This is a genomic window from Bradyrhizobium sp. LM2.9, from assembly GCF_054056555.1.
On the sequence record NZ_JBSRYJ010000002.1, the window covers coordinates 6,252,365 to 6,275,871 of the forward strand.

Consider the following 23,507-nt stretch of genomic DNA (forward strand, 5'->3'; position numbering starts at 1 on the left):
GGGCGATGACATCTGCACTCATGTCTGCATTGGCGATCTCCTTAAGGAAAAGACCATGACTGAAATTCGTGTGCCGACCCTCGGCGAATCCGTCACTGAGGCCACCATCGGCCGCTGGTTCAAGAAGGCCGGCGATCCCGTCGCCGTCGACGAGCCCTTGGTGGAGCTCGAGACTGACAAGGTCACCATCGAAGTCCCGGCGCCCTCCGCCGGCACGCTGAGCGAGATCGTCGCCGCCGATGGCGCGACCGTTGCGGTCGGTGCGCTGCTCGGCCAGATCACCGAGGGTGCCGCTGGCGCTGCCAAGCCGGCTGCCGCTGCGCCCGCAAAGCCCGTGGCTGCCGCTCCTGCTGCCGCCGCCGCAGCGGCTGCTCCCGCTGTGGCGTCAAAGGCGCCGCCGGCCGACGCCCCGCTCGCCCCGTCCGTGCGCAAACTCTCGGCTGAGACCGGCATCGACGCCTCGACCGTTCCGGGCTCCGGCAAGGACGGCCGCGTCACCAAGGGCGACATGCTCGCCGCGATCGAGCGTGCGGCGTCTGCGCCGACCCCGGTCAACCAGCCTGCCGCCGCCGTTCAGGTCCGCGCGCCGTCGCCGGCCGATGACGCCGCCCGCGAAGAGCGCGTCAAGATGACCCGGCTGCGCCAGACCATCGCGCGCCGCCTCAAGGACGTGCAGAACACCGCCGCCATGCTCACGACCTTCAACGAGGTCGACATGACCAACGTCATGGCGCTGCGCGCGCACTACAAGGATGCGTTCGAGAAGAAGCACGGCTCGAAGCTCGGCTTCATGGGCTTCTTCACCAAGGCCGTCGTGCAGGCGCTGAAGGACATCCCGGCTGTCAACGCCGAGATCGACGGCACCGATCTGATCTACAAGAACTACTACCACATCGGCGTCGCCGTCGGCACCGACAAGGGCCTCGTCGTGCCCGTGGTGCGCGACTGCGACAACAAGTCGATCGCCGACATCGAGAAGGGCATCGCCGATTTCGGCCGCCGCGCCCGCGACGGCCAGCTCAAGATCGACGAGATGCAGGGCGGCACCTTCACCATCACCAATGGCGGCATCTACGGCTCGCTGATGTCGACCCCGATCCTGAATGCGCCGCAGTCGGCCATCCTCGGCATGCACAAGATCCAGGAGCGGCCGATGGCGATCGGCGGCAGGGTCGAGGTCCGCCCGATGATGTACCTGGCACTGTCCTACGATCACCGCGTCATCGACGGCAAGGAAGCCGTCACCTTCCTGGTTCGCGTCAAGGAGAGCCTGGAAGATCCGGCTCGCCTGGTGCTCGATCTCTGATCCCTGATGCTCTGCGAGCGCCGTCGCCTTTCGCGGCGGCGCGTGTCGAACCATGGAGGCGCGCGTGACGGATAAAGTCGTTGTCATCACCGGCGGCAGCCGCGGCATCGGCCGCGCGACCGCGATTGCGGCGGCCGCGCGCGGCTTCCGCGTCGTCGTCGGCTATGCCAGCAACAAGCAGGCCGCCGACGAGGTGGTTGCCGCGATCGCGGTCAGCAATGGCAAGGCGATCGCGGTGAAATGCGATGTCGCCGAAGAAAGCGACATCCTCGCGCTGTTCAAGGCCGCCGATCAATTCGGCACGCTCGGCGCGCTCGTGAACAATGGCGGCATCGTCGGGACCAGCGGCGTGCGCGTCGACGAGATGTCGGCCGAGCGCATCCAGCGCGTCATGGCGGTCAACGTCACCGGCTCCATCCTCTGCGCCCGCGAAGCGGTGAAGCGGATGTCCACGAAACACGGCGGCACGGGCGGCGTCATCGTCAATCTGTCATCGGTTGCCGCCAAGCTCGGCGCACCCAATACTTATGTCGATTATGCCGCCTCCAAAGGCGCGATCGATTCCTTCACCATCGGCCTGGGCTATGAGGTCGCGAGCGAAGGCATCCGTGTCGCGGGCATCCGCCCCGGCCTGATCGATACCGAAATCCACGCCTCTGGCGGTGAGCCCGATCGGCATCATCGTCTGGCCCATATGGTGCCGATGAAGCGCGTCGGTACCGCCGACGAAATCGCCAACGCCATCGTCTGGCTGATGTCGGACGAGGCCTCCTACGTCACCGCAGCCACTCTCGATGTGTCCGGCGGACGCTGACGCGCCGCGCGGACGCCGACACATCCTCATCACGCTAAACTCACGGGACTTTCTCTCATGGCTACCTACGATCTCGTCGTCATCGGCACCGGACCGGGCGGTTATGTCTGCGCGGTGCGCGCAAGCCAGCTCGGCATGAAAGTCGCCGTGGTCGAAAAGAACGCCACGCTCGGTGGCACCTGCCTCAATGTCGGCTGCATGCCGTCGAAGGCGCTGCTGCACGCCTCCGAAATGTTCGAGGAAGCCGGGCACTCTTTCGCCAAGATGGGCGTGTCAATCTCGGCGCCGAAGCTCGATTTGCCCTCGATGATGAATTTCAAGCAGCAGGGCATCGACGGCAACGTCAAGGGCGTCGAGTTCCTGATGAAGAAGAACAAGATCGACGTGCTCAAGGGCACCGGGCAAGATCTTGGGCACCGGCAAGGTCGAGATCTCCGCCGACGGCAAGTCGCAGGTCATCGAAACCAGGAGCATCGTGATCGCCACCGGCTCGGACATCGCGCGTCTGAAGGGCATCGAGATCGACGAGACCCGCATCGTGTCGTCGACCGGCGCGCTGTCGCTCGACAAGGTCCCCGGCAAGCTGCTGATCGTCGGTGCCGGCGTGATCGGCCTCGAACTCGGCTCGGTCTGGCATCGTCTCGGCGCCGAAGTGGTCGTCGTCGAATTTTTGGACCGCATCCTGCCCGGCATGGACGGCGAGATCGCCAAGCAATTCCAGCGCATCCTGGAGAAGCAGGGTTTTGCGTTCAAGCTCGGCGCCAAGGTCACAGGCGTGGACACCTCCGGCAAGATGCTGAAGGCGAGGGTCGAGCCCGCCGCCGGCGGCGCTGCCGAGACGCTGGAAGCCGACGTCGTTCTGGTCTGCATCGGCCGCGCGCCGTACACGGACGGGCTGGGGCTGAAGGAAGCGGGTGTAGCGCTCGACAATCGCGGCCACGTGCAGATCGATCCGCATTTCGCCACCAGCGTGAAGGGCGTCTATGCCATCGGTGACGTCGTGGCGGGCCCGATGCTTGCACACAAGGCCGAGGATGAAGGCGTCGCGGTCGCGGAGATCATCGCCGGGCAGGCCGGTCACGTGAACTACGATGTTATCCCGGGCGTCGTGTATACCACGCCGGAAGTGTCCTGCGTCGGCAAGACCGAGGAGGAGCTGAAGCAGGCGGGCGTGGCTTATACGGTCGGAAAGTTTCCCTTTACCGCCAACGGCCGCTCCAAGGTCAACCAGACCACCGACGGTTTTGTGAAGATTCTCGCAGATGCGAAGACCGATCGCGTGCTGGGCGTGCACATTATCGGCCGCGAAGCCGGCGAAATGATCCATGAAGCGGCCGTTCTCATGGAGTTTGGCGGCAGCGCCGAGGATCTTGCCCGCACCTGTCACGCGCACCCGACCCGCTCGGAGGCCATCAAGGAGGCCGCGCTTGCAGTCGGCAAGCGGGCCATCCATATGTAGGTCGCGCCCAGCTCCGAATCGGGCGGGAAACACATGCTGCGCCGCCTGCTTCAACCGATCTGGGTCCTGCTTGCGATCATCTTCCTGATCGAAGCCTGGCTGTGGGATCATCTCGAACCGATCGTCGCGCGGGTCGTCGCAATCATTCCGCTCGCGCGGTTCAAGCAATGGCTGTCGGAGCGTGTCGACGCGCTGTCGCCGGCGATGACGCTGATCGTGTTCGCGGTCCCGATCGTTCCGCTGTTTCCGCTCAAGCTGGTCGGCCTGTGGCTGCTCACGCACGAATACTGGACCAGCGCGGTCGTCACGATCCTGTTCGCAAAGCTGCTCGGGGTCGGCGTCACCGCTTTCGTGTTCGACGTGACGCGCGACAAGCTGATGGAGATGGGCTGGTTCGAGCGGCTCTATCAGCTCGTGATGAAGCTGCGCGCCAAGGCCGCCGAGCTGGTCGATCCGGTCAAGCGCCGCATCAGGGAGCTGATCGCCGGCAATGGCGAAGGCTGGTCCTCCCGCACGCTCCGCCTGATCCAGCGTTTTCGCAAGAGCGTGCACGAAGCGCGCTGATCATCGCCACTTGTTCGGTGTCATTGCCCGCGAAGGCGGGCGGCCTACTGGGTGCCCCTTCGCGGAGCATGACAGCGGTGTACGTCTCTTCAGCGCATCAATGCAAATGCAGCAGATGGGGCATCCACAGGCCGAGCGCCGTCATGAAGATGCCGGCCAGGGTCAAAACACCGGCGACATAGGCGAGCGCGATGATGCCGGTGATGATGGTGGCCGAGGCCAGCACGATGCCGATCTGGAAGGCGGCCGACGCCAGTTCGAAGTGATGGTATTTCGCGGTCGCCTCGTCGCGCTCGTGCTCGGCGTGCTTGGCCTTTTCGGCGAGCTGCTCGGTGCCTTCGCCGGTCTCCGGCTCGGAGCGATAGCGCGCCGCGGTCTTGGTCCAATCGTCGATCTGCTTCTGCACCGTCGCCTTCATGGCGTCGTCGGTGGTGGCGCCGAGCGTGAGCTTGCCCTGCTCGGACGCGGTCAGCACCACGGTGCGGCGAACGCTCTTCGCCTGGAAGAACGCCCAGAGATTGGCGGCCTCGACGTTCTTGCTGATCGATTCGGTCTGGGCGCCCTTGCCGAGCGTCTCCGAGATCGCCAGGAACAGCGCCAGCACGGCGATCAGGAGGGCGATCTTCTTGTTCGAGCCGGACGCGTGCTCGGCATGCTCGGCATGCTCCATGCTTTCATGTGCGCTCATAAGTCCCTCCTGGCTCGGTTCCCCACGATTGACCGAACCGTTGTTCCGGCGCAAGCGCCAAGCGATCATTTGAGCGGATGCTTTAAGGGATTTTTTTGTCACGCGTCTTACGTTCAGCGCATGACTACAGCGGAATTCATCGCCTGGGCGTTTTGGCCGATCGTGGCCCTTTTCGTCGTCCTGCTGGCGGCGATCAGCCATCCCCGGCTGCGCCTCTACGTCATCGTGGCCGCGATCAGCGCGTTCTTCGTCTACTTCGTCCTCGGCCTTCTCTACTGGCGCAGCTCGATCGCGGGCGTCACGGATGCCTATCTGTTCGGCGTGATGTTCTCGCTGACTATGTTTGGATTGGCCCTGCGCAGGTTGATGAACGGCGGCCAGGGTTCGCCACGGCTTTCCAAGTGGAAGCTTGTGGTCGCCCTTGTGCTTGGTGCTGCCGGGACCTGGCTATTCGCCAGCACATTGTATTCGGACTATGCCGAGCCGCGCCTCGTGATTGAGGGGCGCGTGGAGAGCTTACGCGGGTCCGGCAAGCGAATCGCCGAACATCTTGCCGATATCGGGGGTCACACGGTGAAGGCGACGACGCCGGTCTATGACCGCCTCAAGTTCAAGCCCTATGTTCGCGCCGAGATCGGCCGCGGCTCGAACTACATCTTTGACATTGAGTATCTCGCCGACTGATGCCTCACCGCCGCGGATGCGCGCTGGCATAGACTTCCAGCAGCCGCTCGGAATCGATGCCGGTATAGATCTGCGTGGTCGAGAGCGAGGCATGGCCGAGCAATTCCTGAATTGCGCGCAGATCGCCGCCGCGTGACAACAGATGCGTCGCGAAGGAATGGCGAAGCGCGTGCGGCGTGGCGCTGTCGGGCAGGCCGAGCGCGCCGCGCAGCCGCTCCATCGCGAGCTGGATGATGCGCGGGCTCAAGGGCCCGCCGCGTGCGCCGACGAAGATCGGGCCTTCGGCCGGCAGCGGATACGGGCACATCGCGACGTACTCCTGCACGAGCGCGAGCACGTTCTGGAGCACCGGCACCATGCGGGTCTTGTTGCCCTTGCCGGTCACGATCAGCACGTCGCCCTCGCCGGGACGCGGCACCTCGCGGCGCGTCAGGCCAAGCGCTTCGGAGATACGCAGGCCTGATCCATACAGAAGCGCCATCACCGCGGCATCGCGCGCCAAAATCCAGGTCTCGCGATCCTCGCCGGCGCGTTCGTCGGCGTCCGCAAGACGTTTGGCCGACGCCATGGGCAACGGTTTTGGCAGGGACTTGGCGACTTTCGGCGCGCGGATCGCCGAGAGTGCGCCGACCTTGCCCTTGCCTTCGCGTTCGAGAAAGCGGCCGAACGAGCGCAGGCCCGCGAGTGCGCGCATCAGCGAGCGGCCGGCAATATCGTCGGCGCGGCGCATCGCCATGAAGGCACGGATGTCGGTGGCCTCAAGGGCGGCGAAACGCTTGAGCGTGACGCGCTCGCCCCAATGGGCGCAGAGGAAATCCAGGCACTGCCGCAAGTCGCGGCTATAGGCTTCCAGCGTCTTCGGCGACAGCCGCCGCTCCGCGCCGAGATGGGACAGCCAGCGCGTCATCTCCTGCGCGATCGAGGGATCGGCGCTGGCGAGCTCGATTTGTGGGGCGGCCGCTTTGCTCATGCGCTCTGGACGTAATGATTCCACTCAGTATATCGCATCACACCCGTTTACTGTTCGCTAAGGCCTCCCCCAGGCGTTAGCTTCAAGGCCCCCAGGTTCCGATTCTCCCTCATGGATCATTCGTCGCGCAGCCAGACCGCCCCCGCCAACGCGACCCGCATGGTCGACGTGCTGGTGCCGGTCGCGCTCGACCAGACCTATTCCTACAAGGTGCCGCGCGGGATGGAGCTGAAGGCGGGCGATCTCGTCGGCGTGCCGCTCGGCCCGCGCGAGGTGATCGCGGTGGTCTGGGCCGAAAACGCAAATCCGGATCCGCGCCTGCACAACCGTCTCAAGGAGGTCAGCGAAAAGCTCGACATCCCGCCGTTGAAGCCCGAGCTGCGTTCCATGGTCGATTGGGTCGCCAATTACACGCTGAGCCCGCGCGGCATGGTGCTGCGCATGTGCCTGCGAATGGGCGAGAACCTCGGCCCAGAGCGGGTGCGCGCCGGCGTGCGCCTGGTCGGTGATTCCCCGCGGCGGCTAACGCCGGCGCGGCAGCGCCTGATCGAGGTGCTGTCGGACCGGCTGCTGCACAGCAAATCGGAAGCCGCCAAAGAAGCCGGCGTTTCGGCCGGCGTGATCGACGGCCTCGTCGACGAAGGCACGCTGACGGTCGAGCCGATGCCGCCGCCTCCGCCGCCGCCGGCCCCCGATCCGGATTTCAGCCGGCCGGATTTCACACAGCTCCAGCGCATTGCTGTCGATACGATGCGCGCGCTCGCGGCCAACGGCACCTTCCACGTCGCGCTGCTCGACGGTGTCACCGGCTCGGGCAAGACCGAGGTTTACTTCGAAGCCGTGGCCGAGGCGATCCGCCGCGGAAGACAGTCGCTGATCCTGATGCCGGAGATCGCGCTGACCGGCCAGTTCCTCGATCGCTTCGCGCAGCGTTTTGGCGCGCGCCCGTTGGAATGGCATTCCGAGCTGACGCCGCGCACCCGCGCGCGCAATTGGGCGGCGATCTCCGAGGGCAGCGCGCCGGTCGTGGTCGGCGCGCGCTCGGCGCTGTTTCTGCCTTACGGCAATCTCGGCCTCATCGTGGTCGATGAAGAGCACGACCAAGCCTACAAGCAGGACGAGGGCGTGCATTATCACGCGCGCGACATGGCGGTGGTGCGCGCGCATATCGCAAAGGTCCCGATCGTGCTGGCCTCGGCGACGCCGTCGGTCGAATCCGAGGTCAATGCGCGCAAGAACCGCTATCAGCGCATCGCGCTGCCATCGCGCTTCGGCGGTCAGCACATGCCGCATATCGAGGCCATCGACATGCGCCGCGGGCCGCCGGCGCGCGGCCGCTTCATCTCGCCGCGGCTCGCTTCCGAGATCAAAATCGCGATCGAAAAGCGCGAGCAGGCGCTGCTGTTCCTCAATCGCCGCGGCTATGCGCCGCTGACGCTGTGCCGCGCCTGCGGTCATCGCTTCGCCTGCACCATCTGCGATGCCTGGCTGGTCGATCACCGCTTTCGCCAGCGGCTCGTCTGTCACCATTGCGGCTTCTCGATGCCGCGTCCGCAAACCTGCCCGCATTGTTCGGCGGAGGAATCGCTGGTCGCGGTCGGGCCCGGCGTCGAGCGCTTGCAGGAAGAGGCGGCCGCGCTATTCCCGGAAGCGCGCACCATGGTGCTGTCGAGCGATCTCATCACCTCGATCGAGACGATGCGCTCCGAACTGAATGACATCGCGGAGGGCCGCGTCGACATCATCATCGGCACGCAGCTCGTCGCCAAGGGCCACAATTTCCCGCGGCTCAATCTCGTCGGCGTGGTCGATGCGGATCTCGGCCTGTCCAATGGCGATCCGCGTGCGTCGGAACGCACCTGGCAATTGCTCAACCAGGTGATCGGCCGCGCCGGGCGCGAGCAGGGCCGCGGCGTCGGCTATCTCCAGACGCACCAGCCCGACCATCCCGTGATGAAGGCGCTGATCGCCTGCGACCGGGAAGCCTTCTACGACAGCGAGATCGACTTGCGCGAGCGCACGCTCTATCCGCCGTTCGGGCGGCTCGCGAGCCTGATCATTTCGGCCGGCGACCGACCGAGCGCCGAAGGATTTGGCCGCCGTCTCGTGGCGCTCGCGCCGCGCGACGAACGCGTGGTGGTGCTGGGCCCGGCGGAAGCCCCGCTCGCGGTCATCAAGGGCCGCTACCGCTTCCGCATCCTGGTGAAATCGGCGCGCGGCTTCGACCTGTCGGATTATTTGCGCAACTGGCTTGCCGTGTGCCCGAAGCCGAAAGGCAATCAAAAGCTCGAAGTCGACGTCGATCCGCAGAGCTTTTTATAGGGACTACAAAACTCTCTCCCCGTCATTGCGAGCGCAGCGAAGCAATCCAGATTCTCTCCACGGAAGCCGTCTGGATTGCTTCGTCGCTGCGCTCCTCGCAATGACAAAAGGGATAAAACAAGCCCGCCGTCCCCCAAGACGGCGGGCTTGTTTCACCCGCGCTGATCCCGCTGCTCACACGTCCATGCGGACGATGACGGGAACTGCACTTGTGCGGTGAGGCGCTGTCGCGCCTTAGGAGACGACTTCCGCGGTGACGCGGCCGACGCCGGCACCGGTGAGGCCGATGGCCCGGGCGGCGCCCGTGGAGAGGTCAAGGACACGGCCGCGAATGAACGGTCCACGGTCGTTGATGGTGACGATGACGCTCGAGCCGCCATGGGTGACGCGCAGCTTGGTGCCGAACGGCAGCGAACGGTGCGCCGCGGTCATGGCGTTCTGGTTGAAGCGCTGGCCCGAGGCGGTCTTGCTGCCGGACTCGTTGCCGTAGAACGAAGCCATGCCGGAGAAGGAACGTCCGGTGCCCTGCGATGGCGTCATCGACGCATTGGCGTTACGCCAATCGGTGGTCGCGTTGGCATCGTTCTGGGCGTGATGGCGGTGATGATGGTGAGAATACCGATGGTGATGCCGGGATTTGGCGGAAGCTTCGGTGGCGGTTCCGCCGACGAGGAGTGTTGCGGCAACAAAAGCGATCGCCGTACGCGGCCGGGTCATAGAGCCCAGCGTCTTCAAAGTCAGCATTTAGTGGTCCCTAAGCTAGTATTGCCGCATATGTGGCAAGTGGAGCCCTCGTAAGTTTGCGAGCGGGATCGCGTTTCGATTCCTAATGAGGCGTGAATTGGGCAGTAATTCCGTTCTGTGTCCTTATGAAACATCTTGTTACTCTCGACCGGTATTCAGCTGATGTTCCGTAATATTTCGTTTTAACGGTTTGTTAACCTTCTAATTACTTGTAAGTACTGTAAACTGAAGTCATCGCTTCCAGCGTTTAGAATTGGGTAAGTATTCGGCGAGTGAAGCCGGCGGGCGGGAATCACGCCTCAGCGATCCGTGTTCATGGCCGCTATGCGCTGAGGGCAGGAACCACGGGCGGGTATCGGTGCCGAGCGCGCGACAATTCCGTCAGGTGGCAGGTCGTCGTTGCGTCGTCGTGGACTGCGCCGAACTGGCGACAGAACGTCGTGCCTTTAATTTGGCGTCATGTTGCACGTGCGCGCCTGCTATGTTAGCAAAGCCGCGATTTTAACGAGCCCGGCACTTCCCGTGCGGGGTCGAAAATCGAAGTCCCGCTTGAATTCCAAGGGCTTGGATCGCTAGGCGCCGCTTTGTGGCGACGGTTTTTCCCTTGCGAGTTTGACAGCAAAAAGAGCGCGTCTGTGGCTGCAGAAGATACGTCCGTTTCCGGTGTGTCGGGTCGTTATGCAACGGCCTTGTTTGAACTGGCCCGCGACCAGAAAGTGGTCGACGAGGTCAAAGCCGATCTCGACAAATTCGAGGGCTTGCTGAACGAAAGCGCCGATCTGACGCGCCTCGTCCGCAGCCCGGTGTTTGCGGCCGAAACGCAGTCCAGGGCCCTCTCGGCCGTGCTGGACAAGGCCGGCATCGCCGGCATCTCCGCCAATTTCCTCAAGGTTCTGACCGCCAACCGCCGCCTGTTCGCGGTGGCTGACGTCATCCGCGCCTACCGCGCCCTCGTCGCCAGGTTCAAGGGCGAGGTAACGGCCGACGTCACCGTGGCGGAAGCGCTCTCGAACAAGAATCTCGACGCCCTCAAGGTTGCCCTGAAGTCGGTGACCGGCAAGGACGTCGCGCTCAACGTGAAAGTCGACCCCTCGATCATCGGTGGCCTCGTGGTCAAGCTTGGCAGCCGTATGATCGATAGTTCGCTTCGCACCAAACTCAATTCGATCAAGCACGCGATGAAAGAGGCAGGCTGATGGACATCCGCGCCGCGGAAATTTCCGCGATCCTCAAGGACCAGATCAAGAATTTCGGCCAGGAAGCTGAAGTCTCCGAAGTCGGACAGGTGCTGTCCGTCGGTGACGGTATCGCTCGCGTCTTCGGTCTGGACAACGTCCAGGCCGGTGAAATGGTCGAGTTCGAGAACGGCACCCGCGGCATGGCGCTGAACCTTGAAACCGACAACGTCGGTATCGTTATTTTCGGTGCCGACCGCGAGATCAAGGAAGGCCAGACCGTCAAGCGCACCCGCGCCATCGTGGACGCGCCGGTTGGCAAGGGCCTGCTCGGCCGCGTCGTCGACGCGCTCGGCAACCCGATCGACGGCAAGGGCCCGATCCAGGCCGACAAGCGCATGCGCGTCGACGTCAAGGCGCCCGGCATCATTCCGCGCAAGTCGGTGAACGAGCCGATGGCGACCGGCCTCAAGGCGATCGACGCCCTGATCCCGATCGGCCGCGGCCAGCGCGAGCTGATCATCGGCGACCGTCAGACTGGCAAGACCGCGATCGCGCTCGACACCATCCTCAACCAGAAGCCGCTCAACGCGCAGCCGGACGAGAACATCAAGCTGTATTGCGTCTATGTCGCGATCGGCCAGAAGCGTTCGACCGTTGCCCAGTTCGTGAAGGTGCTGGAAGAGCAGGGCGCGCTCGAATACTCGATCATCGTCGCCGCCACCGCCTCCGATCCGGCGCCGATGCAGTACATCGCGCCGTTCACCGGCTGCACCATGGGCGAGTACTTCCGCGACAACGGCATGCACGCCGTCATCATCTATGACGATCTGTCCAAGCAGGCCGTCGCCTACCGCCAGATGTCGCTGCTGCTGCGCCGCCCGCCGGGCCGCGAAGCCTATCCTGGTGACGTGTTCTATCTGCACTCCCGCCTGCTCGAGCGCGCGGCGAAGCTGAACAAGGACCAGGGCTCCGGCTCGCTGACGGCGCTGCCGGTCATCGAAACCCAGGCCAACGACGTGTCGGCCTACATTCCGACCAACGTCATCTCGATCACCGACGGCCAGATCTTCCTGGAAACCGACCTGTTCTTCCAGGGCATCCGTCCTGCCGTGAACGTCGGTCTGTCGGTGTCGCGCGTCGGCTCCTCGGCGCAGACCAAGGCCACCAAGAAGGTCGCTGGCAAGATCAAGGGCGAGCTCGCGCAGTACCGCGAAATGGCGGCGTTCGCGCAGTTCGGCTCCGACCTCGACGCCTCGACCCAGCGCCTGCTCAACCGTGGTTCGCGCCTGACCGAGCTCCTGAAGCAGCCGCAGTTCGCGCCGCTGAAGATGGAAGAGCAGGTCTGCGTGATCTGGGCCGGCACCAACGGCTATCTCGATCCGCTCCCGGTCAACAAGGTGCGCGCGTTCGAGGACGGCCTGTTGTCGTTGCTGCGCGGCAAGAACGTCGAGATCCTCAATGCGATCCGCGACAGCCGCGATCTCTCCGACGACAGTGCTGCCAAGCTGAAGTCGGTGGTCGAAGGCTTCGCCAAGAGCTTTGCATAAGAGCCGTCGCATGGCCGGGCTTCTTGTCCCGGCCGTCCGTGCCTCATCGCATGGCGGCGAAGACGTGAATGCCCGGGACTAGCCCGGGCATGACGACAGGGACAGGCTAACGGTCTGATCGCAAGAGATCGAACCGTCGGGGTGAACGAAGAATGGCCTCACTTAAAGACATGCGGGTTCGCATCGCCTCGACCAAGGCGACGCAGAAGATCACCAAGGCCATGCAGATGGTCGCCGCGTCCAGATTGCGCCGCGCCCAGCAAGCGGCCGAGGCGGCACGGCCCTATGCCGACAAGATGAGCGCGGTGATCTCCAACATCGCCAGCGCCGCTGCGGGCTCGCCCGGCGCGCCGACGCTGCTGGCCGGCACCGGCAAGGATCAGATTCACCTGCTGCTGGTCTGCACCGGCGAGCGCGGCCTGTCCGGCGCTTTCAACTCCTCGATCGTGCGCCTCGCGCGCGAGCGCGCACAGGCGCTGATTGCGCAGGGCAAGGAAGTCAAATTCTTCTGCGTCGGCCGCAAGGGTTATGAGCAGCTCCGCCGCCTGTTCGACAAGCAGATCGTCGAGCACCTCGATTTGCGCAGCGTTCGCCAGCTTGGCTTCGTCAACGCCGAGGACATCGCGAAGAAGGTTCTGGCGCGTTTCGACGCCGGCGAGTTCGACGTCTGCACGCTGTTCTACTCGCAGTTCAAGTCGGTGATTGCGCAAATCCCGACCGCGCAGCAGATCATTCCGCTGACTGTGGAAGCAAAGGCGGCGAACGCGCCGTCGACGTCCTACGACTACGAGCCGGAGGAGGACGAACTTCTCTCCGGCCTGTTGCCGCGCAATATCGCCGTGCAGATCTTCCGCGCGCTCCTGGAAAACAACGCTTCGTTCTACGGCGCGCAGATGAGCTCGATGGACAATGCCACCCGCAATGCCGGCGAAATGATCCGCAAGCAAACCCAGATCTATAACCGAACCCGTCAAGCCCAGATCACCAAGGAGCTGATCGAGATCATCTCCGGCGCCGAGGCGGTCTGACGCACGAACCAAACGACGGTCGTTCAAGTAAAGAATTTCGAAGGAGAGCTAATCATGGCCACAGCAGCTAACCAGGTCGGTCGCGTCACCCAGGTCATGGGCGCCGTCGTCGACGTTCAGTTCGAGGGCCACCTGCCGGCCATTCTCAATTCGCTGGAAACCAGGAACGGCAGCATCCGCCTCGTGTTGGAAGTCGCGCAGCATCTCGGTGAGTCCACCGTGCGCACGATCGCGATGGACGTGACCGAAGGTCTGGTGCGCGGCCAGGAAGTGACCGACACCGGCCAACCGATCGAGGTTCCGGTGGGCGCCGGCACGCTCGGCCGCATCATGAACGTCATCGGCGAGCCGATCGACGAAGCGGGCCCGATCCCGTCCGAAGGCAAGCGCGCCATCCACCAGGAAGCGCCGACCTACACCGACCAGGCCACCGAGGCCGAGATTCTCGTCACCGGCATCAAGGTCGTCGACTTGCTCGCGCCTTACGCCAAGGGCGGCAAGATCGGCCTGTTCGGCGGCGCGGGCGTCGGTAAGACCGTGCTCATTCAGGAGCTGATCAACAACGTCGCCAAAGCGCACGGCGGCAATTCGGTGTTCGCCGGCGTCGGCGAGCGCACCCGCGAAGGCAACGACCTCTATCACGAGTTCATCGAATCCAAGGTCAACGCCGACCCGCACAATCCCGACCCGAGCGTGAAGTCGAAATGCGCGCTGGTGTTCGGCCAGATGAACGAGCCGCCCGGTGCCCGCATGCGCGTCGCGCTGTCCGGCCTGACAGTCGCCGAGCACTTCCGCGACCAGGGCCAGGACGTGCTGTTCTTCATCGACAATATCTTCCGCTTCACTCAGGCGGGCTCGGAAGTGTCGGCGTTGCTCGGCCGTATTCCCAGCGCCGTGGGCTATCAGCCGACGTTGGCAACCGACATGGGCGCGCTGCAGGAGCGCATCACCACCACAAACAAGGGCTCGATCACCTCGGTGCAGGCGATCTACGTGCCGGCTGACGACTTGACCGACCCGGCGCCGGCGACGTCGTTCGCACATTTGGACGCCACCACGGTGCTGAACCGTGCGATCTCGGAAAAGGGCATCTATCCGGCGGTCGATCCGCTCGACTCGACCTCGCGCATGCTGCAGGCGAATATCGTCGGCGAAGAGCACTATACGACCGCGCGCATGGTCCAGCAGGTGCTGCAGCGCTACAAGTCGCTCCAGGACATCATCGCCATCCTCGGCATGGACGAGCTTTCGGAAGAGGACAAGCTGACGGTGGCCCGCGCCCGCAAGATCGAGCGCTTCCTGTCGCAGCCGTTCCACGTCGCCGAAATCTTCACCGGCGCGCCCGGCAAGTTCGTCGACCTCGCGGACACCATCAAGGGCTTCCGCGGTCTCTGCGAAGGCAAGTATGACCACCTCCCGGAGGCCGCCTTCTACATGGTCGGCACCATCGAAGAGGCGCTCGAGAAGGGCAAGAAGCTGGCGGCCGAGGCGGCCTAAGCTGCGAACGGCGAGTAGGGAGTAGCGAATGGTCTCGCTGCTCCCGCTCCATTCGCTATTCGCTACTCACCATTCGCAGGTTTCCCATGGCCACCTTCCACTTCGATCTCGTCTCGCCGGAAAAGCTCGCATTCTCGGGCGAGGTCGACCAGGTCGACATCCCCGGCGTCGAGGGTGATTTCGGCGTGCTGGCGGGACATGCGCCGGTCGTGGCTGCGATCCGGCCCGGCATTCTCACCATCACCACCGGCGGCAAGCACGAGAAGATCATCGTGCTCGGCGGTCTCGCCGAAGTCTCCGAAAAGGGCCTCACCGTGCTCGCCGACGTCGCGACGTCGCTGGCCGAGCTCGACCGTGCTCAGTTCGCCGCGACCGTCTCGGAGATGGAAGAAGGGTTGAAGGAGCACGAAGGCAGCGAGCTCGATCAGGCCATCGCGCGGCTCGACCACTTCAAGAGCATCCAGCAGCAGCTCAACAGCACGGCTATGCACTAAGCCCCGGCGCATCGCACCGGGGCTCAAGCTACAAATTCCTGAATAAGTTCAGCGCTCGTCACGGAAGTGGCGGGCGCTGAAACTTTGTTGCACCGCGCCGCCGATGGCGGCATTCTGCGCTGGCGAATTTTGTTTCGGGGCGGGCAGCAGATGAAACGCAAGATCGCAGCGATTTTCGCGGCCGATATTGCCGGTTACTCAAGGCTGGTCGCGGAAGACGAGGAGGAGACGCTGCGGCGTATGGCCTCCTATCGTGAGGTCGTCGACGATTTCATCGCGAAGGCCGGCGGACGCATCTTCAACACCGCAGGCGACGCCGTGCTCGCGGAATTTCCAAGCGCCGTCGATGCGGTGCGCTGCGCGATCGACATCCAGGAATCCCTGCGAACCCGCAACATGGCCTATCCGCCGAGCCGGCAGATGTCGTTCCGCATCGGCATCACCATCGGCGACGTGGTTGAGCGCGACGGCGATCTGCTCGGTGATGGCGTCAATATCGCCGCCCGGCTCGAGGGCCTCGCCGAGGTCGGTGGCATCTGCGTCTCCCGCGCCGTGCACGAGCAGGTCGCCAACAAGCTGTCAGTGCAGTTCGCCGATATCGGCGCTCAGGAGGTCAAGAACATCCCGACGCCGGTGCACGCCTACATGGTGGCGATGCGGCGCGTGGACGGCAGTTACGCAACGCCGCAGATCAAGAAGGTGGCGAAAGTAGCGCCCGCGCTGAACTGGATGTGGCCGCTGGTGGTCGGTGTCGTCTCCGTCGTCGCGATTGCTGTCGGCGGCTTCCTCTATTTCACCAAGCTCGAGACCAACAAGGCGCCGGCGATCGCAGCGATCGCGCCAGGCCCAGCATCAAGCCCGATGCCCATGCCGGCACCATCCGCCTCGCCGATGGTCGGCAAGTTTCCTGCCGACAGCGTGCCCTTCATCGGCGAGCGTATCCGCGGCTACCTCGGTGGCGAATATTCCGCCGCCGGCGACTACAAGGCCTTTGCGCTGAACGTCGGCGGCATCACCGGCTCCGCGCTCAATCAGCTGAACGAGGAAGCCGCGCGCAACGCTGCGCTCGATCAGTGTCAGAAGCGGGCGGATGCCGCGCAGTCGCCGCGGCCCTGCGAACTCTATGCGGTCGGCAACAATGTCGTCTACACGCACGGCAAGCCGCCGATGCCGCCGCAGCCCTTTATCCGGCACGATCCAATGACCGAGCGCGCCTTCGTCCCAAAGGACTTTCCGATGGTGCGCGATCCCGCAAAAGTCCGGCTCGAGAACATGTTCGTCCCCGCGGCGAAATCCCGCTCGGTCGCGCTGGGCCCGGGCGGTCAATATTTCATGGTGATGGGCGCATCATCCGCCGACGATGCTGCGCGGCGCTCCCTGGAATCGTGCGGCGCGATCGCCGGCGTCGCCTGCATGGTCGTTGCGGTCGACGAGAATTTCGTCGTGCCGATCCCGACCCTGCTGAGGATCACCGGCTTCTTCCATGCGGCGTCCAATACCTCGATCGTCGCAGATGCGCGCGACGAGGTCGTGCGCAAGCTCGCCGATGGCATGGGCTGGAACGCAGTCGCGGTCGGCAGCGCGGGCCGGCCGGGCCTCGGCCTGAAGGCCGCGGACGAGCAGACCGCCGTCAATTCCGCGCTCGCCGACTGCGCCAGGCGCGACAGCGATTGCCACGTGATCGCAATCGGCCCGTTCACGGTTGGACCGGTGAATTAGGCGTGTGCTGATTAGGCCCGATCGTTGACGCTTGCGAGATGCGCTCCCTCCCTCGCTTGCGGGGGAGGGCTGGGGAGAGGGTGCATCTGCAAAGAGACGGTCCCTAAACGGAGAAAGCCCTCACCCGGCACTTCGCGCCGACCTCTCTCGCAAGCGGGAGAGGCTGAGCGAGCCCGTGGCTGGTGGTGCGGTCACCCATGCCCGTCCTAAGCGCTGGAATGCGCTCTGCAACGACACCGGCTTGTTCTCGCGTTTTTTAGTTTGCGAAGGGCGCAAACTGTTGGGCCACCGCGCGGTAGACCTCGCGGCGGAACGGGACCACGACATCGGGGACACGGTCGAGCCGCTCCCAGCGCCAGGCGTCGAACTCCGCGGGCTGGTCGTTGCGCGGTGTCAACGGATCTATCTCGTCATCCTTGCCGGTGAAGCGCAGGGCGAACCATTTTTGGCGCTGCCCGCGGAATTTCGCCAGCCGATGCGTCTGCGGTCCATCGTAAGGCGGGAATTCGTAAGTCAGCCAGTCGGTCTCGCCGAGATAGGCTGCGCTCTTGACGCTGGTCTCTTCCCAGAGCTCGCGCAGCGCCGCATCGCGCAGGTCCTCGCCCTCGTCGACGCCGCCTTGCGGCATCTGCCAATCGAGGCCCGGCAGGATGATCTCGGGTCCGTCGCCCTTGAAGCGGTGCCCGATCAACACCCGGCCGTCGGCATTGAACAGCGCGATACCCACGTTGGGACGATAAGGCTTTTGATCGGTCACGTGCGGATCTCTCGTCGTCATTCCAGGCGATGCATTAGCATCAACCTGGAATGGCGACTTGAACTAATCCTCCGCCAGCGCGGAAAATTCCTTCACTACGCGCTCATAGACCGGGCGCTTGAACGGGACGATCAGCCCGGTCAGGTTCTTCATCGGCTCCCAGCGCCAGTTCACGAACTCGGCCTTGTGACCGCCGCCGGGCTTTTCGACGTTGATCTCGCTGTCCTTGCCGGTGAAGCGGACCGCAAACCATTTCTGGCGCTGGCCGCGATAGCGACCCTTCCAGGCGCGGCCCGCAACAGTGCGCGGAATGTCGTAAGTGAGCCAGTCCGGAACCTCGCCGAGCCGCTCGACCGAGCGCACGCTGGTCTCCTCGTAGAGCTCGCGCCTGGCGGCGTCCCAATTGTCCTCGCCGGGATCGACGCCGCCCTGCGGCATCTGCCAGACATGGGTGTCGTCGACATGCTCGATGCCGCCGGCGCGGCGGCCGATGAACACCAGGCCTTGCTTGTTGATCAGCATCACGCCGACGCAGGTCCGGTAGGGCAGATCCTCGTAACGCGCCATTCCGCCAGGCCTCTCGCATGCTGTCGGTAAGGCTTGATCCGGCCCCGCAGGACCCGCGCCGTACCAATCCGTTGATTTAGCTGGATTTTGATTTCAGCATCGCGGTTGTCAATGGCACCAAAAGGATACCTCGGTCGCTCAATGTCTTGGTCCAGGCGCCGATGCGCTCGATCGAGACCGGGAGGGCGGAGGCGGTGCCCACGGCCGCGCCGCGCTCGCGCGCCGCCGCTTCGAGCTTGTTCAGGGCGCGGTCGATCTCGGCCGGGGTCGGCACGACGTCGATCGCGATGTCACCCCTGCCGAACGGCATCGCCTGGCTTGCCGCGGCCTGGGGCGCGATGCTGCGGGGCGAGGAACCGTCGTCGAAGAAGCCGAGGCCACGTTTGGCCGCCTCGCGGATGATCGGCTGCATCGCCGGCTCCGTGGCGATGAAGCGGGCGCCCATGAAATTGGTGAGGCCGGCATAGCCCTGCATCCGGCTCAGATGCCAGTACAGGCGGTCCATGTTCTGGTCGGCACTCAGCGAGGTCAGCAGCGTCTGCGGTCCCGGATCGTTGTCGGGGAAGTCGTAGGGCTCCATCGGGATCTGGAGAAAGATCTCGTGGCGCTGGGCGCGGGCCCGCTCGGCGAGTTTTCCTGGATCGGAACCATAAGGCGTGAAGGCCAGCGTCACCGCCGCCCGGCAGCCGCATGATGGCATCGGTGGTCTTGGCTGCGCCGACGCCGAGGCCGCCAATCAGGATCGCGACCACGGGCATCTTGGCGGCCTTGGCGCGGTCGGCATCCGCCGCATAGACGTTGAACGGTTTCAGATCCCCGGCAACCACGGGGATCATGCCGTAGCGCGATTTCTCAAGGAGTTTTGGGTCGATCCCGGTCATGACGGGCGGCGGTGCGGAGGCCGCTCCGCCCTTGTCGGCGGGATCGCTGCCGCCGATCACCACGTCCTGGCGCGTGCCGGTGGAACCGTCGATCATGGTGACGGTCTTCTGCTCGCCCGCCTGCTTCGGCGCTTCCCTGGTCTCGTGCTTGCTTTCCTGTTTGCTTTCCTGGCCGTGGCTGGAAGCGGCCGGCTTCTCGTCGCTGGCCTTGTCCGTGGCTTGGGGCTCGCGGATCGCGAGCCGCGTCATCGGCTCGCCGCCGAGCGGATCCTTGTTGAAGATCGCGAAGCCGGCAAAAGCGACCAGGAACAGGCCAAGCAGGATCGCAAGCGCCTGCATGGCCGTGAACGGCAGCCGCCGCCGGTGTTTCCGGCGCGGCTTGTCCTGTCCGAGCGGGGCGCTCAGATCATCGGCCGTTTCAGTCATGCGCGATCCCGAATCACTCACCCATGACGATACCACGGCGGGGTCAAGCGGCGGCAGGCCGGGATAGGCCGGGGGTGTCTGGCGTTCCAAGCAAAAAGGGCGGCTCCGTGAGCCGCCCTTTCCGTCAGATCGCGATGCGCCGACCTAGTTTGCCGCTTTGGGCTTGTCGGTCGTGGTCTTGTTGTCGCCGCCCGGCGTGGGCGCCGCGGAGGCGCTGTTCTTGATGCCATGGAGCAAATCGTCGGCGAGCTTGAGCGCCTTGTCGTCCTTGGCGTCCGGCGGCACGTAGGACTGCGACCCGGTCTTCTCGTCGCCGTCGTTCTTGAGATGGCCGCGCAGCGAAGCCTCGCCCTTGGTGTCGGTGCGCGACTTCAGTTCGTCCGGCACGTCCTGCAGCACTTCGATGTCGGGCACGATGCCCTTGGCCTGGATCGACTTGCCCGACGGCGTGTAGTAGCGCGCCGTGGTCAGACGCAGCGCGCCGTTGCCCGAGCCGAGCGGAATGATGGTCTGCACCGAGCCCTTGCCGAACGAGCGCGTGCCGACGATGGTCGCGCGCTTGTGGTCCTGCAGCGCGCCGGCGACGATCTCCGACGCCGAGGCCGAGCCGCCATTGACCAGCACGATGACCGGCTTGCCCTTGGTGAGGTCGCCCGCATGCGCGGTACGGCGCTGGGTCTCATCGGCGTTGCGGCCGCGGGTTGAGACGATTTCGCCCTTCTCCAGGAAGGAGTCGGAGACGGTGACCGCTTCCTCGAGCAGGCCGCCCGGGTTGTTGCGGAGGTCGATGACGTAGCCCTTCAGCTTGTCGCCGATCTGATTCGAGAGGTTGGCGACCTCGCGCTTCAGGCCTTCGGTGGTCTGCTCGTTGAAGGTGGTGATGCGGATATAGGCGATGTCGTCGGCCTCGATGCGGGCGCGCACCGAGCGGACGCGGATGTTGTCGCGCACCAGCGTGACGTCGATCGGATTGTCCTGGCCCTTGCGGATGATCTTGAGCTTGATCTTGGTGTTGACCGGGCCGCGCATCTTCTCGACCGCCTGGTTCAGGGTCAGGCCCTGCACCGCTTCGTCGTCGAGACTGGTGATGATGTCGTTGGCCATGACGCCGGCGCGCGAGGCAGGCGTGTCGTCGATGGGCGAGACCACCTTGATCAGGCCGTCTTCCATCGTGACTTCGATGCCGAGGCCGCCGAACTCACCGCGGGTCTGCACCTGCATGTCGCGGAAGCTCTTGGCGTCCATGTAGCTCGAATGCGGATCGAGTCCGGTGAGCATGCCGCTGATGGCTGATTCGATCAGCTTGGTGTCGTCGGGCTTCTCGACATAGTCCGAGCGCACGCGCTCGAAGACGTCGCCGAAAAGGTTGAGCTGGCGATAGGTGTCCGCGGTGGCAGCCCGTGCGCTGGAGCCCATGAAGACTGCGCGCGGCTGGGTCACGAACAGCGTCAGCGCCGCACCGGTGGCCGCGCTGAGGAGGATAACTGAAGTCTTGCGCATCATCCGCGAACCTTCTCGCCTTCATTTGCGGCCCACCATGGGCCTGGATCGATTGGAGTGCCGTCTTTGCGGAACTCGACATACAGCACAGGTTGACTCGCGTTCGTGGCGAGAATGGAGGCGACTTGAGAGGTCGACCCCATGGACGCGACAGGCTCCCCCGTGAGGACAAACTGTCCGATGTTTACCGAAATGCGCTCCATCCCGGCGATCAGGACATGATACCCGCCCCCGGCATTGAGGATCAAGAGTTGTCCATAGCTGCGGAACGGGCCGGCATAGACCACCCAGCCGTCACACGGCGTCGTGACCTGGGAGCCGGGCTTACTTGCCAGCGAAATGCCCTTTTGGACCCCGCCGAGCCCGTCGGAACCGCCAAAATCCCTGATCTTGTTACCGTTAACTGGAAGAGGCAGGAGGCCTTTGGCGGCGGCGAAGGCCATCGCGGGAGTGGTCCGGGACCGGTCCTTGAAAGCGCCGGGGCCGGGTTTGGCGTTGAGGGCGGCCTTTGCCTCGGCCTGCTTTGCGGCCTCAGCTGCCTTCTCGGCTGCCTTGGCGGCGCTTTGCAGCTCCTGCTCCATCTTGGCGATCAGCCCCTGGAGATCGCCGACCTGCCTTGAGAGCGTGATGGCGCGCGAGTTCTCGGCATCCAGGTCCTTTTCACGCGACGCCTGCTGGCGCTGCCGCTCGTCAACCAAGGCGGTGAGCCGGGTCTGGTCGTTGCGGACCTTGTCGCGGTCGGAGGCGAGCTGGTCGCGCTCGGTCGCGATGGTCTTGCGCAAGGACACGAGCTCGCCGAGCTCGCCGGCGATCTTCTCGGCGCGGCCGCGCAATTCCGGCACGACGGCGCCGAGCAGCATCGCCGTGCGCAGCGATTGCAGCGCGTCCTCGGGCCGCACCAGCAGCGCCGGCGGCGACCGCCTTCCGGCGCGCTGCAAGGCCGCCAGCACCTCGACGATGTCGGCGCGGCGCGAATCGAGCGAGCTGCGCATCGCCTGCTCGCGGCCGTTCAGCGAACGCAGCCGCGCTTCGGCTTCGTCGATCTTGGTCTCGACGGTGCGCACATTGGCGGCGGTGTCGATCAATTGCTGATTGAGCTGGGTGCGGTCCTGGCCGAGCGAGGTGATCTCGGTCTTGAGCTTGGCCTGCGCTTCCTCCGCGCTCTTCTTGCTTGCGCGGGCGGCCTCGAGCTCCTGCTCGCGCTGCTTGATCGCATCGGGCGAGATGGCCGCAGCCTGCGGCGCAATTGTTTGGCCTTGCGTCTGAGCTTGCGCGAGGCTTGCGCCAGTCACGCCGGCGATCAGCAGCAGGTTGAGAATCGGCGCTCGCATCGCTTTAGGCAAAGGTGCTCGTTGTAGCGCGCATCATGCGCGGTGATAGGGGTGGCCGGCCAGAATGGTGGCGGCCCGATAAAGCTGTTCCAGAAGCATGACGCGGACCATTTGATGCGGCCAGGTCGCAGAGCCGAACGCGATCGCGAGCTTAGCCTTACGGCGCAATTCGGGCGAAAGTCCGTCCGCCCCTCCGATCATGAAGATAGTATGACCGGCCCCCTCGTCGCGCCAGCGGCCGAGATGCCGTGCGAATACGGTGGAATCCAGATTCTGGCCGCGCTCGTCCAGCGCCACCAGCATCGATTTCTCGGGAATATGCGCGGAGATCGCCGCGGCCTCTTCGGCCATCCGCGTCGCCGTGTCGCGTGCGCGGCTTTCGGGCAATTCGTGGATGGCGAGCTCGCGGAATCCGAGCTTTCGGCCGACCTCGTCGAATCGTTCGAAATAGCGGTCGGCAAGCTCCCGTTCGGGACCCTGCTTCAGCCGGCCCACCGCAATGACAGCAACACGCATGATAGCTTCAAGGTAGCGTTTTCAAGACCGCGCGCAAATTGCGCGCGCACGACGCTAGCATGCGCGTCAGCCGATTCGAAATCGGCCAGAGCCTCTAGATCGCCTTCGCCGCCCCTGGGCCCTGTGTGTACAATCTCTCGAGATTGTAGAACTCGCGGACCTCGGGTCTGAACACGTGAACGATCACATCGCCGGAATCGATCAGCACCCAGTCGCAATTGGGCAAGCCCTCGACGTGGATGTTCTTGATGCCGTTTTCCTTGAGGCCTTTGGCGACGTTCTCCGCGATCGCGCCGACGTGCCGGTTGGCCCGGCCGGTGGTGACGATCATGTAGTCGGAGTAGGCCGATTTGCCGCGAAGGTCGATGGTGACCGTCTCTTCCGCCTTCATGTCGTCCAGGCGGGAGAGGATCAGGCTCAGCGTCTTGTCGGCGTCGGGTTGCGCCTTCAAGGCTGCAGCTTTGGTCGATGTTTTACGCGCCGGCTTGGCAACCTTGGGTAAAACAGACTTCGTC

At 64.5% G+C, this 23,507-nt stretch carries 20 protein-coding genes and 2 pseudogenes; 12 read left to right on the top strand and 10 right to left on the bottom strand.

The genetic code is table 11. The features are described 5' to 3' along the window. Positions 1-55 precede the first annotated feature (55 nt). The 4 genes and pseudogenes from odhB to ACVWW3_RS32215 all read left to right on the top strand — a co-directional run bounded on the left by odhB (position 56) and on the right by ACVWW3_RS32215 (position 4,143). Complete coding sequence (gene odhB / locus ACVWW3_RS32200; RefSeq protein ID WP_456672258.1) at positions 56-1,306, top strand: 2-oxoglutarate dehydrogenase complex dihydrolipoyllysine-residue succinyltransferase; 1,251 nt, start codon at positions 56-58, stop codon at positions 1,304-1,306. Positions 1,307-1,358: 52 nt separating this feature from the next. Then, entirely contained in the window at positions 1,359-2,120 is a 762-nt protein-coding gene (locus ACVWW3_RS32205) for an SDR family oxidoreductase (protein WP_456651975.1), read from the top strand. A 57-nt stretch (positions 2,121-2,177) separates the two neighbouring features. Further along, positions 2,178-3,579 (top strand): annotated as a pseudogene (lpdA, locus tag ACVWW3_RS32210) (dihydrolipoyl dehydrogenase). Between the two features lie 33 nt (positions 3,580-3,612). Beyond that, positions 3,613-4,143 carry a hypothetical protein gene (locus tag ACVWW3_RS32215; protein ID WP_456651973.1) on the top strand — a complete coding sequence of 177 codons (531 nt, stop codon included), beginning with the start codon at positions 3,613-3,615 and terminating at the stop codon, positions 4,141-4,143. Positions 4,144-4,240: 97 nt separating this feature from the next. On the opposite strand, the gene ACVWW3_RS32220 is transcribed toward ACVWW3_RS32215, so the two are convergent. Next, on the bottom strand, positions 4,241-4,831 hold the full coding sequence (locus ACVWW3_RS32220) for a DUF4337 domain-containing protein (protein ID WP_247344391.1): 591 nt from the start codon (positions 4,829-4,831) through the stop codon (positions 4,241-4,243). 120 nt (positions 4,832-4,951) lie between these two features. Between ACVWW3_RS32220 and ACVWW3_RS32225 the strand changes: the two genes are divergently transcribed. After that, entirely contained in the window at positions 4,952-5,515 is a 564-nt protein-coding gene (locus tag ACVWW3_RS32225) for a hypothetical protein (protein ID WP_247344388.1), read from the top strand. A 4-nt stretch (positions 5,516-5,519) separates the two neighbouring features. Here ACVWW3_RS32225 and ACVWW3_RS32230 read toward each other — a convergent pair whose 3' ends face one another. Beyond that, positions 5,520-6,485, bottom strand: coding sequence for a tyrosine recombinase XerC (locus ACVWW3_RS32230; RefSeq protein ID WP_456651972.1), 966 nt, complete (start codon positions 6,483-6,485; stop codon positions 5,520-5,522). A gap of 111 nt (positions 6,486-6,596) precedes the next feature. Here ACVWW3_RS32230 and ACVWW3_RS32235 point away from each other — a divergent pair, with 111 nt between their 5' ends. Then, the gene (locus ACVWW3_RS32235) at positions 6,597-8,807 is read left to right on the top strand and encodes a primosomal protein N' (RefSeq protein WP_456651971.1); all 2,211 of its coding nucleotides are present in this window, start codon (positions 6,597-6,599) and stop codon (positions 8,805-8,807) included. A 234-nt stretch (positions 8,808-9,041) separates the two neighbouring features. Here ACVWW3_RS32235 and ACVWW3_RS32240 read toward each other — a convergent pair whose 3' ends face one another. Continuing rightward, positions 9,042-9,551 (bottom strand): septal ring lytic transglycosylase RlpA family protein, encoded by a 510-nt coding sequence (locus tag ACVWW3_RS32240; RefSeq protein WP_247444067.1) that lies wholly within the window; start codon positions 9,549-9,551, stop codon positions 9,042-9,044. 635 nt (positions 9,552-10,186) lie between these two features. Between ACVWW3_RS32240 and ACVWW3_RS32245 the strand changes: the two genes are divergently transcribed. The 6 genes from ACVWW3_RS32245 to ACVWW3_RS32270 all read left to right on the top strand — a co-directional run bounded on the left by ACVWW3_RS32245 (position 10,187) and on the right by ACVWW3_RS32270 (position 17,014). Further along, on the top strand, positions 10,187-10,747 hold the full coding sequence (locus tag ACVWW3_RS32245) for a F0F1 ATP synthase subunit delta (RefSeq protein WP_247339434.1): 561 nt from the start codon (positions 10,187-10,189) through the stop codon (positions 10,745-10,747). After that, positions 10,747-12,276, top strand: a complete 1,530-nt coding sequence (gene atpA, locus ACVWW3_RS32250; protein WP_247339437.1) for a F0F1 ATP synthase subunit alpha — start codon at positions 10,747-10,749, stop codon at positions 12,274-12,276. The genes ACVWW3_RS32245 and atpA overlap by 1 nt, the downstream gene beginning before the upstream one ends. A 152-nt stretch (positions 12,277-12,428) precedes the next feature. Then, positions 12,429-13,304 carry a F0F1 ATP synthase subunit gamma gene (locus ACVWW3_RS32255; protein WP_354049751.1) on the top strand — a complete coding sequence of 292 codons (876 nt, stop codon included), beginning with the start codon at positions 12,429-12,431 and terminating at the stop codon, positions 13,302-13,304. A 54-nt stretch (positions 13,305-13,358) separates the two neighbouring features. Continuing rightward, the gene (atpD, locus tag ACVWW3_RS32260; RefSeq protein ID WP_247339443.1) at positions 13,359-14,801 is read left to right on the top strand and encodes a F0F1 ATP synthase subunit beta; all 1,443 of its coding nucleotides are present in this window, start codon (positions 13,359-13,361) and stop codon (positions 14,799-14,801) included. 86 nt (positions 14,802-14,887) lie between these two features. After that, entirely contained in the window at positions 14,888-15,295 is a 408-nt protein-coding gene (locus ACVWW3_RS32265) for a F0F1 ATP synthase subunit epsilon (protein ID WP_247339445.1), read from the top strand. A gap of 150 nt (positions 15,296-15,445) precedes the next feature. Continuing rightward, positions 15,446-17,014: an adenylate/guanylate cyclase domain-containing protein gene (locus tag ACVWW3_RS32270; protein WP_456651970.1), complete on the top strand. Its 1,569-nt coding sequence runs from the start codon at positions 15,446-15,448 to the stop codon at positions 17,012-17,014. A gap of 256 nt (positions 17,015-17,270) precedes the next feature. Here ACVWW3_RS32270 and ACVWW3_RS32275 read toward each other — a convergent pair whose 3' ends face one another. The 7 genes and pseudogenes from ACVWW3_RS32275 to rsfS form a co-directional block, all read right to left on the bottom strand. Then, positions 17,271-17,771: an RNA pyrophosphohydrolase gene (locus ACVWW3_RS32275; RefSeq protein ID WP_456651969.1), complete on the bottom strand. Its 501-nt coding sequence runs from the start codon at positions 17,769-17,771 to the stop codon at positions 17,271-17,273. A gap of 63 nt (positions 17,772-17,834) precedes the next feature. Further along, positions 17,835-18,338: an RNA pyrophosphohydrolase gene (locus tag ACVWW3_RS32280; protein WP_247339447.1), complete on the bottom strand. Its 504-nt coding sequence runs from the start codon at positions 18,336-18,338 to the stop codon at positions 17,835-17,837. A 76-nt stretch (positions 18,339-18,414) separates the two neighbouring features. Beyond that, positions 18,415-19,645: pseudogene (locus ACVWW3_RS32285) on the bottom strand (divergent polysaccharide deacetylase family protein). Positions 19,646-19,789: 144 nt separating this feature from the next. Then, positions 19,790-21,148: a S41 family peptidase gene (locus ACVWW3_RS32290; RefSeq protein ID WP_247339450.1), complete on the bottom strand. Its 1,359-nt coding sequence runs from the start codon at positions 21,146-21,148 to the stop codon at positions 19,790-19,792. After that, complete coding sequence (locus tag ACVWW3_RS32295) at positions 21,145-22,476, bottom strand: murein hydrolase activator EnvC family protein (protein WP_456651967.1); 1,332 nt, start codon at positions 22,474-22,476, stop codon at positions 21,145-21,147. Before ACVWW3_RS32295 ends, ACVWW3_RS32290 begins: the two co-directional genes overlap by 4 nt. 33 nt (positions 22,477-22,509) lie before the next feature. After that, positions 22,510-22,992 carry a 23S rRNA (pseudouridine(1915)-N(3))-methyltransferase RlmH gene (rlmH, locus tag ACVWW3_RS32300; RefSeq protein ID WP_456672259.1) on the bottom strand — a complete coding sequence of 161 codons (483 nt, stop codon included), beginning with the start codon at positions 22,990-22,992 and terminating at the stop codon, positions 22,510-22,512. 94 nt (positions 22,993-23,086) lie between these two features. Continuing rightward, a complete protein-coding gene (rsfS, locus tag ACVWW3_RS32305; protein WP_247339456.1) occupies positions 23,087-23,443 on the bottom strand; it encodes a ribosome silencing factor in 357 nt (118 codons plus the stop codon). Between the last annotated feature and the right edge of the window lie 64 nt (positions 23,444-23,507).